Annotated in this window: 17 protein-coding genes and 2 tRNA genes; 7 read left to right on the plus strand and 12 right to left on the minus strand. The window is 61.8% G+C overall.

Annotated elements, in window-relative coordinates; all coding sequences use genetic code 11:
* The 4 genes from AAFM29_RS05020 (at window position 1) to AAFM29_RS05035 (ending at window position 2,847) form a co-directional block, all read left to right on the plus strand.
* Window positions 1-171: a hypothetical protein gene (locus AAFM29_RS05020; protein ID WP_341711753.1), complete on the plus strand. Its 171-nt coding sequence runs from the start codon at window positions 1-3 to the stop codon at window positions 169-171.
* Window positions 172-255: 84 nt separating this feature from the next.
* Window positions 256-1,713 (plus strand): cytochrome ubiquinol oxidase subunit I, encoded by a 1,458-nt coding sequence (locus AAFM29_RS05025; protein WP_341711754.1) that lies wholly within the window; start codon window positions 256-258, stop codon window positions 1,711-1,713.
* Complete coding sequence (gene cydB / locus AAFM29_RS05030) at window positions 1,703-2,704, plus strand: cytochrome d ubiquinol oxidase subunit II (RefSeq protein WP_341711716.1); 1,002 nt, start codon at window positions 1,703-1,705, stop codon at window positions 2,702-2,704. Before AAFM29_RS05025 ends, cydB begins: the two co-directional genes overlap by 11 nt.
* Window positions 2,704-2,847 carry a DUF2474 domain-containing protein gene (locus tag AAFM29_RS05035; RefSeq protein ID WP_341711717.1) on the plus strand — a complete coding sequence of 48 codons (144 nt, stop codon included), beginning with the start codon at window positions 2,704-2,706 and terminating at the stop codon, window positions 2,845-2,847. The genes cydB and AAFM29_RS05035 overlap by 1 nt, the downstream gene beginning before the upstream one ends.
* A gap of 74 nt (window positions 2,848-2,921) precedes the next feature.
* Here the strand turns inward: AAFM29_RS05035 and AAFM29_RS05040 are convergent, their stop codons facing one another.
* The 7 genes from AAFM29_RS05040 to AAFM29_RS05070 form a co-directional block, all read right to left on the minus strand.
* On the minus strand, window positions 2,922-3,623 hold the full coding sequence (locus AAFM29_RS05040) for a hypothetical protein (RefSeq protein WP_341711718.1): 702 nt from the start codon (window positions 3,621-3,623) through the stop codon (window positions 2,922-2,924).
* Window positions 3,624-3,749: 126 nt separating this feature from the next.
* Window positions 3,750-4,415 carry a DUF6680 family protein gene (locus tag AAFM29_RS05045; RefSeq protein WP_173213840.1) on the minus strand — a complete coding sequence of 222 codons (666 nt, stop codon included), beginning with the start codon at window positions 4,413-4,415 and terminating at the stop codon, window positions 3,750-3,752.
* Window positions 4,412-5,464: a type I restriction endonuclease gene (locus tag AAFM29_RS05050; RefSeq protein ID WP_341711719.1), complete on the minus strand. Its 1,053-nt coding sequence runs from the start codon at window positions 5,462-5,464 to the stop codon at window positions 4,412-4,414. Before AAFM29_RS05050 ends, AAFM29_RS05045 begins: the two co-directional genes overlap by 4 nt.
* 183 nt (window positions 5,465-5,647) lie before the next feature.
* Window positions 5,648-5,724, minus strand: a tRNA-Pro gene (locus AAFM29_RS05055).
* Window positions 5,725-5,748: 24 nt separating this feature from the next.
* Window positions 5,749-5,825 (minus strand) — tRNA-Ile (locus AAFM29_RS05060).
* Between the two features lie 55 nt (window positions 5,826-5,880).
* A complete protein-coding gene (locus tag AAFM29_RS05065) occupies window positions 5,881-6,951 on the minus strand; it encodes a polysaccharide deacetylase family protein (protein ID WP_341711720.1) in 1,071 nt (356 codons plus the stop codon).
* The gene (locus tag AAFM29_RS05070; protein ID WP_341711721.1) at window positions 6,905-8,695 is read right to left on the minus strand and encodes a histidine kinase dimerization/phospho-acceptor domain-containing protein; all 1,791 of its coding nucleotides are present in this window, start codon (window positions 8,693-8,695) and stop codon (window positions 6,905-6,907) included. Before AAFM29_RS05070 ends, AAFM29_RS05065 begins: the two co-directional genes overlap by 47 nt.
* Before the next feature lie 227 nt (window positions 8,696-8,922).
* Between AAFM29_RS05070 and AAFM29_RS05075 the strand changes: the two genes are divergently transcribed.
* Window positions 8,923-9,387 (plus strand): Lrp/AsnC family transcriptional regulator, encoded by a 465-nt coding sequence (locus AAFM29_RS05075; RefSeq protein ID WP_341711722.1) that lies wholly within the window; start codon window positions 8,923-8,925, stop codon window positions 9,385-9,387.
* Between the two features lie 11 nt (window positions 9,388-9,398).
* Here AAFM29_RS05075 and AAFM29_RS05080 read toward each other — a convergent pair whose 3' ends face one another.
* The 5 genes from AAFM29_RS05080 to AAFM29_RS05100 form a co-directional block, all read right to left on the minus strand.
* Window positions 9,399-9,881 carry an RES family NAD+ phosphorylase gene (locus AAFM29_RS05080; protein WP_341711723.1) on the minus strand — a complete coding sequence of 161 codons (483 nt, stop codon included), beginning with the start codon at window positions 9,879-9,881 and terminating at the stop codon, window positions 9,399-9,401.
* Window positions 9,845-11,194 carry an acetyl-CoA carboxylase biotin carboxylase subunit gene (gene accC / locus AAFM29_RS05085; RefSeq protein ID WP_341711724.1) on the minus strand — a complete coding sequence of 450 codons (1,350 nt, stop codon included), beginning with the start codon at window positions 11,192-11,194 and terminating at the stop codon, window positions 9,845-9,847. Before accC ends, AAFM29_RS05080 begins: the two co-directional genes overlap by 37 nt.
* Window positions 11,195-11,203: 9 nt before the next feature.
* Entirely contained in the window at window positions 11,204-11,692 is a 489-nt protein-coding gene (gene accB, locus AAFM29_RS05090) for an acetyl-CoA carboxylase biotin carboxyl carrier protein (protein ID WP_341711725.1), read from the minus strand.
* 73 nt (window positions 11,693-11,765) lie between these two features.
* Window positions 11,766-12,197, minus strand: a complete 432-nt coding sequence (locus AAFM29_RS05095; RefSeq protein ID WP_341711726.1) for a type II 3-dehydroquinate dehydratase — start codon at window positions 12,195-12,197, stop codon at window positions 11,766-11,768.
* A 57-nt stretch (window positions 12,198-12,254) separates the two neighbouring features.
* On the minus strand, window positions 12,255-12,527 hold the full coding sequence (locus AAFM29_RS05100; RefSeq protein ID WP_341711727.1) for a metal-sensitive transcriptional regulator: 273 nt from the start codon (window positions 12,525-12,527) through the stop codon (window positions 12,255-12,257).
* 77 nt (window positions 12,528-12,604) lie between these two features.
* Here AAFM29_RS05100 and AAFM29_RS05105 point away from each other — a divergent pair, with 77 nt between their 5' ends.
* Entirely contained in the window at window positions 12,605-14,305 is a 1,701-nt protein-coding gene (locus AAFM29_RS05105; protein WP_341711728.1) for a copper resistance system multicopper oxidase, read from the plus strand.
* Window positions 14,305-15,188: copper resistance protein B (locus AAFM29_RS05110; protein WP_341711755.1), on the plus strand; the 884-nt coding region annotated here is incomplete at its 3' end. The genes AAFM29_RS05105 and AAFM29_RS05110, both read left to right, overlap by 1 nt.

Here is a 15,188-nt window from a genome sequence, read left to right on the forward strand (position 1 = left end):
ATCGACTGGCCGTTGGCGGGCCTGTTCGTGCTCGGCGGCCTGCTGGGTAGCCAGTTCGGCACAGCACTTTCAAAACGTCTGTCGAGTACAAATGCGCTGACCAATATCTTTGCCGGGGTGATCTTCGTGGTTGCGGCCTACATGCTGTGGCAGAGCTGGCTGGCGATGTGATCTGTGTAGTGGGTTGCATGGCGGTGCATGCACCTTGCAACCCTTGCACCGCACCTTGCGGAATCTTCGTGTAAGGCGCTGATCATGTTCGACCAGCTCGACGCGCTGCTGCTCGCCCGCATCCAGTTCGCCTTCACGGTGAGCTTCCACTTTATTTTCCCGGCCTTTTCGATCGGTCTCGCGAGCTATCTCGCGGTCCTCGAAGGCTTGTGGTTGAAGACCGGAGACGACGTCTATCGGGACCTCTTCAAATACTGGCTCAAGATCTTTGCCGTAGCCTTCGCCATGGGCGTCGTGTCGGGCATCGTGATGAGTTACCAGTTCGGCACAAACTGGTCGGTCTTCTCCGACAAGGCCGGGCCGGTGATCGGACCGCTGATGGCCTATGAAGTGCTGACCGCCTTCTTCCTCGAAGCGGGATTTCTCGGCGTGATGCTGTTCGGGATGAACGGGGTGGGGGGGGGCCTGCACTTCACTGCCACGCTGATGGTGGCGCTGGGCACATTCGTCTCGGCGTTCTGGATCCTCAGCGTGAATAGCTGGATGCAGACGCCGACCGGCTACGAAATCGGAGCCAACGGCCAGTTCCTGCCGGGCGAGAGCTGGGCGGAGATCATCTTCAATCCCAGCTTCCCCTACCGCCTGGTCCACACGGTGATCGCGGCCTATCTGACCACTGCCTTCGTCGTCGGCGGGGTGGGGGCGTGGCACTTGCTGAAGGACAGCGCCAACCGGCACGCACGCAAGATGTTCTCGATGGCGATGTGGATGGCCGCGCTGGTCGCCCCCGTGCAGATCTTCGCGGGGGACATGCACGGGCTCAACACGCTCGAACACCAGCCGGTCAAGGTCATGGCGATGGAAGGGCACTACGAAAGCCACCCTGACGGCGCGCCGCTCTACCTGTTCGGTATTCCCAACGACAAGGAACAGCGACTCGACTACGCCGTGGGCATTCCCAAGCTGTCGAGCGTGATCCTCAAGCATGATCCCGATGCGCCCCTGGCCGGGCTGGATACGGTGCCCGATGCGGACCAGCCGCCGGTATTCGTGGTGTTCTGGGCGTTTCGCGTGATGGTCGGGATTGGCTTCCTGATGCTCGGCATCGGCCTGTGGAGTCTCATCGCCCGTTGGCGCAAGCGGCTGTACGATTGGCGCCTACTGCATCGCGCCGCGATCGTCATGGGACCGGCGGGTTTCGTGGCGGTGATCGCCGGATGGATCACGACCGAGGTCGGGCGCCAGCCTTTCACCGTCTATGGCCTGCTGCGCACCGCCGAGAGCGCGAGCCCGCTGGCCGCACCTGCAGTGGCGATGTCACTGCTGGCCTTCGTGCTTGTCTATTTCGCCGTCTTCGGGGTCGGGACCTGGTACATCCTGCGCCTGATGAGCGGCGCGCCGCATGCTGGTGAGAAAGGGGTCAAACGGACCGAGAAGGGGCCGGTGCGGACCGCCGGTATCACTCCCGGACCGACGCAGAATCCGGTTACGGATCGCGATGCGCTGCCCCGTAGCCAACAGGAGACGCGCGATGGCGTTTGACCTGACCACGATCTGGGCCTTCATCATCGCCTTTGCGGTATTCGCCTATGTGATCATGGATGGCTTCGATCTCGGAATCGGGATCCTGTTTCCCTTTTTCGAGGTGGGCGAGGAACGCGACCAGGCGATGAACTCGATCGCGCCCGTGTGGGACGGTAACGAGACATGGTTGGTGCTGGGCGGGGGCGGGCTCTTCGCGGCATTCCCGCTGGCCTATGCCATCATCCTGCCTGCAACCTATCCCCTGATCATCGCCATGCTGTTGGGCCTCGTGTTTCGCGGTGTCGCCTTCGAGTTCCGCTGGCGTGACCCGGGGCACCGCGCTTTCTGGGATTTTGCCTTCACCGCGGGGTCGCTGGTCGCCGCTCTGGCCCAAGGCATGGTGCTGGGCGCGCTGTTGCAGGGCATCGAAGTTGCCGACCGGGCCTATGCCGGAAGCTGGTTCGACTGGCTGACGCCCTATACGCTGCTGACCGGGCTGGGCGTGGTTGCAGGCTATGCCCTGCTCGGTGCGACCTGGTTGATCATCAAGGTAGAAGGTCGTGCCCTGGACCATGCCTATCGGATTGCACGGCCGGCCTTTGTGGCGACCCTGATCCTGCTCGGCGCCGTGAGCCTCTATACCCCCTTCCTTGAAGGGCAGTATTGGCAACGCTGGTTCACCATGCCCAGCTTCCTGTTTGCCAGCCAGGTGCCGCTGCTAACCGGCATTCTCGCCTACGCCCTGATGCGCGCACTCGCGAAGCGGAGGACCTACGCTCCATTCCTCTTGGCTTTGGGGTTGTTCCTGCTCGGCATGATCGGCCTGGGCGTTTCGATGTGGCCCTATGTCGTGCCCGACCAGGTTACCATCTGGGATGCCGCGGCGCCGGAACGCAGCCAGCTGTTCATGCTGGTCGGGACCGCCATCATCCTTCCCGTGATCCTGGCCTATACGGCCTGGGCCTATTGGGTCTTCCGCGGCAAGGTAGGGACTGACGGGTACCACTGATGCGTCTGGCCCCTCTCGATGGCGGTGAAGACGCCGAAACCAAGCCGCTGTGGCAGCGGCTCGGCTGGATGCTGGGGATATGGGTGGCGAGTGTGACCGCGCTTGGCGCGGTGGCCTATCTGTTGAGGTTGTGGCTGGCCTAACGTCGACCGCGCTATCGCTTGTCGCCTTCTCACTTGATCCGCAGAGAAAGGGGCCTGGTTGAAGGCCTTGGAACTCAGCGTTCCTCGTCGCTGCCCAGCGGGCCGTATTTCACATTGGCAAAGTGGGCATCGGTCCCCGATGCTATCCAAAGGCCGATTGCCCCTTCGCCCGCGTCGGACAGCAGGTCGTTTACGATCAGGACCGGCTGGTCGTTGCGGTTCACGAAGAAGCGAGCGCGATCACCTTCCACCTCTACCCGCAGGCTCGTCCAGCTGCCCAGCTCGACATCGACATAGCTCTCGTAATGTCCCGGCTTCTCTTCCCGAAGCCTGAACCAGGTATAGTCCGGGTGGGAGATGTACTGGGTCGAGTGATTGCGGCGAATCTGTTCCTCGGCCCGGCCATTCGCAGGACGAATGTAAAACGCATCGTAGTGGTGCAATCCCGGTTGAACCCTGAACGCGATCCCGGCGAAGCCTCGCGAGCCTGCGGGAGCATCCGGAACCAGATTGCTGTTCACTTCGACCTCGACGAAACCGTCGGCCATGCTGATCGGCAACAGCACGACGCCATCGCCGGTGGTTGTCGAGACACGCAGGGTTTTGCGCCCATCCAGTTCGCTATTCGCCACATCGATGCTGGGATCGTGTTCGAGATCGGCCGATGCGGCGATCTCCAGCGCTACGCCATCCTGCGCCACAGCGGGCCAAGCGGAACAGGCGAGCAGGAAGGCGCCGACAAACCCATGCAGGGAACGGTGCGATTGCTTGGTCATCATACTCTCTCTGGGTTCCATCTGCGCAAGGTGAGCGGGTGATCGGCGCGAGTGCCATTGCCAAGGAACTCGGGATCGCCCGGAGTAGCGTCTATGAGGCACTGAAGGGGGTACTGAGGACACTGCTCAGCCTCCGGTCGGATCGCTCTTCTTCTTGCGAGGCCCTGCTTTCTTGGTGAGCGGCGCGGCATCCTTCTCGACCTTCAGCGTGGGGAGTGCCCCGTACCCGTTGTCCTCCGCAAGAACTTCCTTTCGCTCCACTTCATTCGCGAGGTCGAAGACCCCTGCGACCATGTGAAGGGACCTTTCTCCTCTCAGGACTTCAATGAACCGCTGTCGGACTTCCGCTTGTTCGTTCATCTCGTTCACCCAAGCGACGGGCGCGTAGCCCAAGCGGTGTTCCTCCCTAATCGGAAGTCGCGCACCGACAACCTCCCCAATCCGACGGATGAGGTTGTGCCGGGCGTCCCCTGATCGAGTAATGAGACCAAGCCGAACGTTATCGTCCGCCGAGTTCCAACTGGGATCGTTGAGAGAATCCATCAGCTTCCCCCATTCCTCCATGGCCTCCTTGTCGTGTGAGAATAGGACTGGAACCATGTTGACCGCAGCGACGTGGTCGGGAGAAAGCTCTAGGCCGCGAGTCCTGCGCAGCGTCACGAAAAGTTCCCAGCGGCGGTTCTTCTGTTCCTTCGAGGCGTCAATGAGGCGCGTGACCCAGATGCCAACCAGCGGACCACAGAAGATTGCTGCAAGCACCAGCCAGTCGTAATAGTCGGGGGCTTGGCTCATCCCGCCGCACCCAACTCGTCAAGGCGCTTCAAAATCGCCTTTTCGAACTTGTAGATATCGACAGGCTCCCCGACGGAGTGACGTGTCTCTTCCTTGCCCTCAAAGGTTCCGAAGTGGCGACTTGTGGCGCTATTGAAGTGCAGCCGGGCGATGCTCTTCCGGTTGTTGTCGTCCAGGAGGATGGCGCAGTAGGATTTGGCGTCCCGCATAATAACCCGCGTTGGATCCACCTTCCGGGCCGCGATAGCGCGCACGATATTGAACCCTTCGATCTCCTCTGGGGTTGTCTCTATGTCCTCGCCGCTGCTTTCCTCAATATCTTGCGGTTCATCTCCGCCCTTTTCGAGAGCCGAAGTCAGTCTTTCGTTGACCCGATCTCTGATGAGAGCGCTCAAGGAGGAAGAGATGAGTGAGGTGAATGTCTCCCTCACCGAGGCCGTGAAGCGTCCCGGGTTGACGCGTTGAGCAATCAAACGAACGAAATCTTCTGACGGCTCGGCGAACTCCTTCTCAAGCTCCCCGTACACCAGCGTCTGTAGTTTGAGCTTCCCGGCCTCGCGCACAATCTGATCAATGTCGAAGCTTCCCTTGACGAACTTCTCAAGCGTCCGGATATCCTGCTTTCGGAGGTTCTCTAGATCGAGCGTGAAGAAGGGGCGATCATCCATCCGGTTGGGCGACTCGGTATCGGAGAAGAACTTGAACACCACGCCGTTAGTCAGGATCGCCACACGCGCATCCGTCACGCTGAAATAGCGATAGAGCTGGGACGCGTGATTAATGCTGAGCACGGAGTTGGACGGCTTACACTCCAGCAGCATGGCGAGCCTCCCGCGATCAAACACGGCGTAGTCGACCTTCTCGCCCTTCTTCGTGCCTACATCGCAAGTGAACTCAGGGGTAACTTCAGTCGGGCTGAAGACGTTGTAGCCCAACGCTTGAATGAATGGCATCACTAGCGCGTTCTTTGCCGCCTCTTCGGTTAATAGGACTTCCTTGTGATCGCGAACCGTCTTCGCGAGTTCAGTGAGCCGTACCTCCAAGTCCATAGTCACCCCCAACAGTTGTAGGGACAGACTATCGCACAACGGCTCCTACGCAAGGGATCATTGAGTTGATCGGTGAAACTACGGAGTTGTTAGTCCTGTCGGCCAGTTCCTGAGCGCCATTGGCCTCACAATCGTGGGTGCCTGTGGGTTAAGTGACGAATATATATATCCGAAAAACTGAAATGGTCGGGGAGACAGGATTCGAACCTGCGACATCCTGCTCCCAAAGCAGGCGCGCTACCGGACTGCGCCACTCCCCGACGCTGTTTCATCGCTGCTGCGACTGGTGGGCCCGGCAGGACTCGAACCCGCGACCTAGCCGTTATGAGCGGCCAGCTCTAACCAACTGAGCTACAGGCCCGCCGGTCGCATGCAGAGCAGTGCGCCTAGCCGCGCGCTGGCCGACTGGCAAGCCGCTATACGAGCGCTTTTTCCATGATTTCCGCCACGGTCGTCGATCGGACCCCGCGGCGATCGAGATAGGCATAGACCTGGCGCATCCAATCATAGAATTCGTCGAGCTCGTCCTCGCTCCGGACATAGGGTGTGCAGCCGGGAGCCAGTGAGGGGCTGTGGAAACTCAGCACCAGTATCGGCAATCCGTCATCGATCGCGATGTCTGTACCGCGAAGGGCTTCTTCAACCGTCACACCCTCCGGTGTCAGCGCGATTCGCTCGAACAATCCCAGCCGCGACAGGGCGCCGCCCAGGCCCGGGTAACGCCTGACCCATGGCGCCAGCAATCCACCCTGTTTGCGCAGCATGCCCCAATAAACCGTGGTCAAGGGTAGCTCGATCAGTCGGCGTTCCGCGTCACTCCAATAGGGTTTGACCGGGTGGTGGCTGTAATCGGGACCGTGCCCTGCGGTGTAATCGAAACGGGCGCGAACCGAACTGTCGATGGCGATGCCTGTTTCCGCCAGCATCTGCGCGCTGTTCGGGCTGAGCCCGTAACGCCCAGCCCGATAGATCCGCGGGACGGCGTCAAAATTGGTCTCTATCACATTGCGCAGGCGCAGGAACTTCTCGCGCTCGAGCTCGAAGGGCAGGTTGCCGGCAAAGCTGTTCCTGACCGATGTCTCTTCTTCATATGGCGGGTTTACCCAGGGATGCAGCTGCACGCCGATCTCTGCCTTGCCCGCCTTGACCGCGCTGCCGATGATATCCCTGGCCAGTTCGGACTGGGCCACGGGCCAGTCGACCAGATAGACCGGCGAGACGCCAAGGCCTTCGCAGAATTGCTGGAATTTGGCGATCCGGCGGACATGATCGAGGCCGTAGCCGTCCTTGCTGAACGGCGCGTTCCAGTCGAATTCCTCTTCGGTATCGACTGTCAGCAGCGAACGTTGGCCGAAGCCTTCCGCAAAGCGAACCAGATGCGGTGAAACCGGCGGTTCGCGCAGATTGGCATGTACGATGGCGATTCCCCCTCCGCGAGGGTCAGCCTGCGGCGCGCCCCGGTTCGTCGACAGGGCTAGGCAGCGCATCGACAGGGGTCAAGAGCGGCAGCGACAGCACCAACCACCCGCCGTCTCGACGCAGATCGCCACCCGCGGCGCGGGCCTCTGCCCGTGCGAGGCGGAGCGAAAATCCGGCGCCGAAAATGCCCGAACTGATGGTGCTGCCGCCCGATCGCGCTTCCGACGAGAACACGTCTTCCGCCGAGGCGAGTTGAGTAGGCAACTGCGCCCGCAATGCCACCTGGCTGCCCTCGCTGCGTAGATCGAGGGGAATGACTTCACCCGCACCGGTGGCTCCAGCCAAGGTCGCGAGCACGCGCCAGGCGAGCATCTCGGCCTCGGATCTGGCCAAGGGAAGCAGCGCGTCATTGTCGCCAAGATCCGCTTCGAAACGCGCCACGCGCGGGCTCAGCACGGACTGCAGTTGCTTTACCTGTTCACGGGCGATTGCAGCAAAGTCGCTGGTGCCCTGTTCGAGCTCGAGTGCGCCAGTCTCCAGCTTGGCGAGGCGATCGAGTTCATCGAAGCCCGCCAGGATTCGCGCACTATCGCCGGCGATCGACGCGGCAAGGGCACGGTATTCATGCGGTGTCGGCCCGAACACCTGCTGCTGGATTACTTCGGCATAGCCCTGCATGGCGTTCACAGGAGTGCGCAATTCGTGGAGCAGCTGCCGCAAACGGTCGGCACCGGCATGGCGTTGATCTTCGGCGGGCTCAACTGCGCGCCTGAAACGGCCAACGAAACCGAAGAAACGCCCTTCGCCACGGGTGAAGCGGGGCGCTGCGTCGACAATCCAGTCGCCGGCAATCGCCTCCGCCCCGTTCAGCGCGAGGCGGGCTCCCCGTACCGGGCGCCGGTTGATGAAGGCTGCAGCAAAGTCATCGCCGTTCTCCGTGCCTTCGGCGCGGGCCGCAAGCGCGGTGCCGACAACCATCGGGGCAACTTCGTTTTCAGCCCAGTCGATGCGCCCCTCTGAATCGGTGCTGAAAATGAACGCGTCGACCGGCTTGCGCGGTGCGACAGGCTCGAGCCCTGCCATAGGTAGCGAAGGGGCATCGCCCGGCAGAGCAGTCGTGCGATTGCGTTTGAAGGCTTCGATCCGCTCGACAAGGGCCCGGATACCTTCCCCATCGGTCGACGGGCGGCGAGGTGGCGCCGCTTCTTCGGCCGGTGAAGTGGGTTTGGCTTCCGGAGGGGCGGCCTGTGCGTCCCCCTCGGCCAGCACTTCGATATCATTGGCTGGGGTCAACAGCAGCGGCTCGGGCGCTTCCGGCAGGGTTGATGCAGGTAGCTCTTCCGGCTCCTCGACCAGCATTTCCACCATGTCGGGCAAGGGCAGGGCACGATCCTGAACACCCAGGCGGTCCAGGACGCGAATTGCCTCCGGCGGAAGATCCCGGCGATGGCGCAGGAAGCCCCGTGCCCGGATCGGCAAGCGGGGAATCAGGTCCTCCCATTCGATCCCGGTCAGGTGCGCACGATAGAGCGCCGCAGCGGCGATGGTGGGGTGAGCCTCGCCGAACCAGCGAACAAGCTCGGGATTGCGAAAGCGCCACCCGTTTTCGCCAACGATGGCGGCACGCTCCTTGACCGGAATCGCTTCGGCCAGAGCAATGAGCCGCAAATAGGCTGCTGCCTTCAGCGCCGGATCGCCCGCCTGCGGCCGTTCGCCGAGCAGATCGATAAGCTGGCGGAACTGCGTTTTGGCCGCACGCTCGCCCTGCGCGCGGAGGCGCAACACGGTGGCAAGGCGGTCGTCAAAGTGCATTCTTACTCCGGAGCGCATGTAGCTGCAGGCAGCAAACCATGACAGCACAGCGTTTCTATCTGTGAAAAACTTGTGATGAACGAGAAGTTGCCTGTGCGTTGCAAAGCGGGACAATTGCTGGCAAGGATAATAATGTTAGCCAAGAGGCCGTGCATGCGTTGTCAACATTTCGCCTGACGCTGCCTTGGTTCCGACGCAAAGCATAACATGACAAGGGCAACAGCGTGATGGCCAATCTCGATGATATCGACCGTAAACTGCTGGCAGAATTGCAGGCGGAAGGTCGAATCACCAACGTCGAACTGGCCAATCGGGTAGGGCTGACGGCGCCGCCGTGCCTTCGTCGCGTCCGTGCGCTCGAAGAGGAAGGCGTGATCCGCGGCTATCACGCCGAACTGGAGGCCGGGAAGCTGGGTTTTTCGATCACCGTCTTCGCGATGGTCAGCCTGAAGAGCCAGGCCGAGGATTCACTGCGCGAATTCGAAGCGGCGATGAAGGGACTGCCCGAAGTACGCGAAGTGCACATGCTCAATGGCGAAATCGACTTCATCCTGAAAATCGTGGCGCGCGATTTGCAGTCGTTCCAGGAATTCCTCACCAGCAAGCTGACGCCGGCACCGAATGTGGCGAGCGTGAAGACGTCGCTCACGATCCGCACGAGCAAGAACGAGCCGGGCGTTCCGCTGGGCTGACCCCTACGGTTTCAATTGACGAACGGGACGATCTGGCCCGCAATACGCATCCGGCTTGGGTCGAATATTACGATATGCGACAATTCAGGGCGTGTTCGGGAGGAATAGAGCATGGCTTGCGCTCCCGATTCCCTGGCAGCATCGGAATAGGCCCAGGTTGGTGAGGGCGCGCCAGCGGCCTGCAGTTCCTGCCAGACTATCGAGGCGGCAGCTTCACCTCGCAGGTCCACCACGCAGGCGGCGTCCAGCCACATCGGAACCAGTACCCGCTCGACCCCATCGCTCAGGTAGCGTCTGATCGCGACTGTAGCGCCTTCCGCACTGAGGGACGCGTAGGCCGCGATTTGTCCCGAATGGTGAAATCGGCCTTCGGGCGCCGATGCCGGCTTGGCCGGCATTGCGGAATCTGCCTTTGGAAGGATCCGCCAGACCGGGCCGCTGAAACTCAACTGCGGGCCTAACCCTCGCGCGTCGCCAGCCACTCTTCCAGCCACTTGATCGTGTAGTCGCCGCTCTGCACGTCGGGCTGGCGCAGCAGTTCCTGGTGCAGCGGGATATTGGTCTTCACGCCTTCGACGACCATCTCCTCGAGCGCGCGCTTGAGGCGCATCATGCAGCCGTTGCGGCTGCGGCCGTAGACGATCAGCTTGGCGATCATGCTGTCGTAATAGGGCGGGATCTTGTAGCCGGCATAGAGTCCGGAATCGACCCGCACATGCATGCCGCCGGCCGCGTGATAGTAATTTACCAGCCCCGGCGAGGGCGCGAAGGTCCAGGGATCCTCGGCGTTGATCCGGCACTCGATCGCGTGGCCTTTGAACTCGATCTCTTCCTGCTTGACCGACAGCGGCTGGCCGTCGGCAATGCGGATCTGCTCGCGCACCAGGTCAACCCCGGTGATCGCTTCGGTCACCGGATGTTCCACCTGCAGGCGGGTGTTCATCTCGATGAAGTAGAACTCGCCGTTCTCCCACAGGAACTCGATCGTGCCTGCGCCGCGATAACCCATCTTGGCCATGGCATCGGCGCAAATGCCGCCCATGCGCATCCGCTCTTCGTGGCTGAGCACGGGTGAGGGCGCCTCTTCGAGCACCTTCTGGTGGCGGCGCTGGAGCGAACAGTCGCGTTCGCCCAGGTGGATGGCATTGCCATTGCCGTCGCCAAACACCTGGAATTCGATATGGCGCGGATTGCCGAGGTATTTCTCGATATAGACCGTCGCGTCGCCGAAGGCGGCCTTGGCCTCGCTGCCGGCCTGCTGCATCAGGCTTTCGAGCTGGTCTTCGGCGTTACAGACCTTCATCCCGCGACCGCCGCCACCACTGGCGGCCTTGATGATCACCGGATAGCCGATTTCAGCCGCGATCTTGCGCGCCTCGTTGAAGTCCGAAACCGCGCCGTCGGAACCGGGAACCAGCGGCAGGCCCAGCTCACCAGCGGTCTTCTTGGCCTGCACCTTGTCACCCATCGTCACGATGTGTTCGGGCTTGGGCCCGATCCACTTGAGGTCATGCGCCTCGACGATTTCGGCGAACTTGCAGTTCTCCGACAGGAAGCCGTAGCCCGGGTGGACCGCATCGGCATGCGAGATTTCCGCCGCCGAGATGATCGCTGCCATGTTGAGATAGCTGTCGGTTGCACTGGGCGGACCGATGCACACGGCATGATCGGCCAGGCGGACATGCATGGCATCGGCGTCTGCGGTGGAATGCACCGCGACGGTCTCGATACCCATTTCGTGGGCTGCGCGATGGATGCGCAGCGCGATCTCGCCGCGGTTGGCGATCAGGATACGGGAAATAGCCATTGCTACGCCTTAGCCGATGACGACCAGCGGCTGGTCGAATTCGACGGGCTGGGCGTTTTCGACCAGGATCGCCTTGACCGTGCCTGCCTTGTCGGCGGCGATCGGGTTCATCACCTTCATCGCTTCGACGATCAGCAGGGTCTGACCAACCTTGACCGTATCGCCGACCTTGATGAAGTCTGCCGCACCCGGTTCGGGGGCGAGGTAGACCGTTCCAACCATCGGCGATTTGAGGGCGTTTGCCGTATCCGCTGCGGCGGGTGCCTCGGGTGCGGGTGCCGCTGCAGAAGGAGCAGCTGGCGCCGAAGCGGTAGGCGCTGCCATCGCCATTGGCGCGGCCACGGCAACGCCGCCACGTGCGACGCGGATTTTGCGGTCGTTATCTTCGACCTCGATTTCGGTGAGACCGGTTTCGCCAAGCAGCTCGGCGAGTTCGCGGACGAGCTGGATGTCGACGTTCATGCCGGACTTGCCGGCGCTGCCCTTGTTGTCGGCCATGGTTACCCTTGTTGATAGTTCGGTTGCGCCTATGCGCTGCCCCGCGCCGTGTGACAAGGGGCGCAGGCGCGTTTTAGAGCGCTGCCGCCTTGGCCAACGCTACGGAATAGCTGCGCGGGCCGAGGCCTTTGACTTCGTCCACCGCACCCATTCCGACATAGGAAATGTGGCGGAATTCCTCACGTTGCGAGGGATCGGACAGATGCACTTCGATTACCGGCACCCCGATCGCCTTGATCGCATCGAGCAGTGCTATCGAAGTGTGGGTATAGGCCCCGGCATTGAGCAGTACTGCCTTTGCGCCAACCTCGCGCGCCTCGTGCAGCCAGTCGACCAGTACGCCCTCATGGTTGGTTTGGCGCATGTCGATGGCGACCCCGAGTTCCTTCGCCTGATCGTCCAGCATTCGAGCGATGTCATTGAGCGTATCGGAGCCGTAGATCTCCGGCTCGCGCGTGCCGAGCAGGTTGAGGTTGGGGCCGTTGAGGACGAAGATGGTCTGCATCGTGGCGGCGTAGCGTGATCGGTCCCGCGAAGGAAGCGGAAGGTCGATAGTTGAGGTTTACCGCCGCTGCCGTTCCATCAGTTCGACGAGTTCCTCGAACTTGATGCGTTGCTGTTCGGCGTCGCCGCTGGCAATCGATTCGGCGATGCAGCAGGCGGCATGGTCCTTCAGAACCTGGCTTTCGACCTTGGCGAGGGCGGATTTTATCGCCTGAATCTGGTGCAGGATGTCGATGCAGTAGCGATCGTTTTCGATCATCTTTGCAACGCCTTGCACCTGACCGGCGATGCGGTTGAGCCGGTTGACCTTTGCGTTGGTTTTGTCGGTCATTAGAAAACCCCTTCCAAATACCCCACGGGGGTATATATAGCAGGAAGGAACCCGAAGCTTCAAGATGTGATTTTCCGATGTCGATTTCGCTGTCCCGCAGGCACCTGATCTTAAGTACCGCCGGGCTCGCCGCCGCGGCCTCGCTACCCATGCCTGCATGGGCGAAGGGGGCATCGTTGCCGCACGCAAGGCGCGGTTTTGGTGAGCTGTCGGGGGAAGACCTCCATCTCACCATCGCCGATCATCACTTCACCACCGGTGGTCGGAAAGGGCATGCCGTGGCAGTCAACGGCACCATTCCCGGACCACTGATCCGCCTCAGGGAAGGGCAGAACGTCCGGCTGCACGTGAAGAATGATCTGAGCGAGGATTCGTCGATACACTGGCACGGGTTACTCTTGCCATTCCAGTTCGACGGGGTGCCGGGTGTCAGCTTCCCGGGGATCAAGCCGGGCCAAACCTTCACCTACGAATTCCCGATCAGGCAGAGCGGCACCTATTGGTGGCACAGCCATTCGGGCCTTCAGGAACAGGCAGGGCATTATGGCCCGCTCGTGATCGAGAGCGCTGAGCCCGATCCGCGATACGACCGCGACTATGTGGTGGTGCTGTCAGAGTTCACGCCGATCCACCCGCATGAGATCATGCGCAAGCTCAAGGTCGGCGAAGACTACTTCAACCGCCAGATGCAGACCGCCACGGATGGCGACATGAGTGGTGCGGACCGCCGCATGTGGGGCCAGATGAGGATGAATCCGCGCGATATCGCGGACGTGTCCGGGTCCACCTATACCTATCTCATCAATGGCCATGGCCTGGCAGATAACCTTGAGCTGGCCTTCAAGCCTGGAGAGCGGGTGCGCCTGCGCTTCATCAACGCCGGTGCAATGACCTTCTTCAATATCCGCATACCCGGAGTACCGATGACCGTGATCGCGGCCGACGGGATGGATGTTGCGCCGGTCGCTGTCGACGAATTCCAGATCGGTAGCGCCGAAACCTACGACGTGATCGTGACCCCGCCCGACGGCAGCCACGCGCTGGTGGCGGAGTCGATGGATCGCAGCGGCATGGCCGTGGCCAGCCTGACTTCGCATCCGGGCCATATCGCCACCCCGCCGCCGCTTCGCGAAATCCCCACGCTGACCATGGTCGACATGGGCATGGGGGCCATGGACCATTCGGCTCACGGCGGTGATCACACGATGGAGCACAGCATGCGCGATACCTCGCGCCTGCCCGATGACGTCGAGGTCGGGCCCGGGATCGACATGGTTGCGCCGATGCCGGTCGATCGGATGAATTTTCCCGGCTTGGGGCTCGACGATGTGCCACATCGCGTGCTGCGCTATACCGACCTGAGGGCTGCGCGGATGAATCCCCATCGCGTGATCGAGCGCGAACTCGAGATCCATCTCACAGGGAACATGGAACGCTACATGTGGTCGTTCGACGGCAAGGCTTTCTCTGCCGTCACCGACGATCCGATCCGCTTCGGCTTTGACGAGCGAGTGCGGGTGAAGCTGGTCAACCAGACGATGATGGCACACCCGATCCACTTGCACGGTCACTTCTTCGAACTGGTGAATGGCGCAGACCATATGCACCAGCCGCTGAAGCACACTGTCATCGTCCAGCCTGCGGGCACCGCCACTTTCGACCTGACCGCAAACGAGCCGGGTGACTGGGCCTTCCACTGCCACCTGCTCTATCACATGCATGCCGGGATGATGCAGGTCGTGACGGTCCGGCCTTTTCCGGATGGAGGGCATCACTAATGCGACTTGCCCTCCTTCTCGGCGCTGCCTTGTGGGCATTCCCCCTCGCGGCGCAGGACCATTCGGCGCATGAATCGACCGATCAATCCAGCAGCATGGAGCAGGTCCAGACGGCACCGGCACCCGCTGCAATGGATCATTGCGCGATGGGGCATCTCCCGCCCGAGCAATGCCCTCCCAAGAGCGAGGCGCATGACCATGGCTCGATGAAGGGCAACGCTTCGATGGACGCCGGTGCAATGGACGAAGGTCCGAAGGACAGCGGCCAGATGGACCATACCCAGCACGGCATCCAGCCCGACAAATCCGCTCCAGGCGCGGCACCCGAAGAGGCCGTGCCGCCACGTGCGACCGAGGGCCCGCTTCACGCCGCCGATGCATTCTGGGGCGAGGCGGCAATGGCTGCCGCGCGCGAGGAAGTGCGCCGCATGCATGGCGGGATGACCACCGGCACGCTGATGGTCGAGCGGCTCGAGGCGCGAATCCCGACGGAGGGCGGTGAAGACGGCTGGCTGTGGGACCTGCAGGGCTTCTACGGCGGCGACATCGACAAGTTCGTGCTCAAGTCCGAAGGCGAAGGCGCGCTTGGCGGGTCGGTCGAGGATGCAGAGGTTCAGGCGCTCTGGAGCCATGCGATCGGCCCCTTCTTCGACCTCCAGGCGGGTGCGCGGGTCGATTTCGAGCCCGATACCCGCAGCCACCTCGTGCTCGGTGTTCAAGGCCTCTCGCCCTATATGTGGGAGCTCGACCTGGCCGCTTTCCTTAGTGACCGGGGTGACCTTACCGCACGGCTTGAGGGCGAATACGACCAGCGCATCACGCAAAAGCTGATCCTGCAACCGCGTATCGAGCTGGAGTTGGCGGCGCAGGATATTCCCGAGCG

The organism is Erythrobacter sp. (assembly GCF_038133525.1).
In the GTDB taxonomy this organism is placed as follows: domain Bacteria; phylum Pseudomonadota; class Alphaproteobacteria; order Sphingomonadales; family Sphingomonadaceae; genus Qipengyuania.

Excerpts from the sequence above, each read along its gene's own strand:
- AAFM29_RS05025 (WP_341711754.1), top strand. The coding sequence starts at position 256 with ATGTTCGACCAGCTCGACGCGCTGCTGCTCGCCCGCATCCAGTTCGCC.
- cydB (WP_341711716.1), top strand. The coding sequence starts at position 1,703 with ATGGCGTTTGACCTGACCACGATCTGGGCCTTCATCATCGCCTTTGCG.
- AAFM29_RS05035 (WP_341711717.1), top strand. The coding sequence starts at position 2,704 with ATGCGTCTGGCCCCTCTCGATGGCGGTGAAGACGCCGAAACCAAGCCG.
- AAFM29_RS05040 (WP_341711718.1), bottom strand. The coding sequence starts at position 3,623 with ATGACCAAGCAATCGCACCGTTCCCTGCATGGGTTTGTCGGCGCCTTC.
- AAFM29_RS05045 (WP_173213840.1), bottom strand. The coding sequence starts at position 4,415 with ATGAGCCAAGCCCCCGACTATTACGACTGGCTGGTGCTTGCAGCAATC.
- AAFM29_RS05050 (WP_341711719.1), bottom strand. The coding sequence starts at position 5,464 with ATGGACTTGGAGGTACGGCTCACTGAACTCGCGAAGACGGTTCGCGAT.
- AAFM29_RS05065 (WP_341711720.1), bottom strand. The coding sequence starts at position 6,951 with ATGCGCTGCCTAGCCCTGTCGACGAACCGGGGCGCGCCGCAGGCTGAC.
- AAFM29_RS05070 (WP_341711721.1), bottom strand. The coding sequence starts at position 8,695 with ATGCACTTTGACGACCGCCTTGCCACCGTGTTGCGCCTCCGCGCGCAG.
- AAFM29_RS05075 (WP_341711722.1), top strand. The coding sequence starts at position 8,923 with ATGGCCAATCTCGATGATATCGACCGTAAACTGCTGGCAGAATTGCAG.
- accC (WP_341711724.1), bottom strand. The coding sequence starts at position 11,194 with ATGGCTATTTCCCGTATCCTGATCGCCAACCGCGGCGAGATCGCGCTG.
- accB (WP_341711725.1), bottom strand. The coding sequence starts at position 11,692 with ATGGCCGACAACAAGGGCAGCGCCGGCAAGTCCGGCATGAACGTCGAC.
- AAFM29_RS05095 (WP_341711726.1), bottom strand. The coding sequence starts at position 12,197 with ATGCAGACCATCTTCGTCCTCAACGGCCCCAACCTCAACCTGCTCGGC.
- AAFM29_RS05100 (WP_341711727.1), bottom strand. The coding sequence starts at position 12,527 with ATGACCGACAAAACCAACGCAAAGGTCAACCGGCTCAACCGCATCGCC.
- AAFM29_RS05105 (WP_341711728.1), top strand. The coding sequence starts at position 12,605 with ATGTCGATTTCGCTGTCCCGCAGGCACCTGATCTTAAGTACCGCCGGG.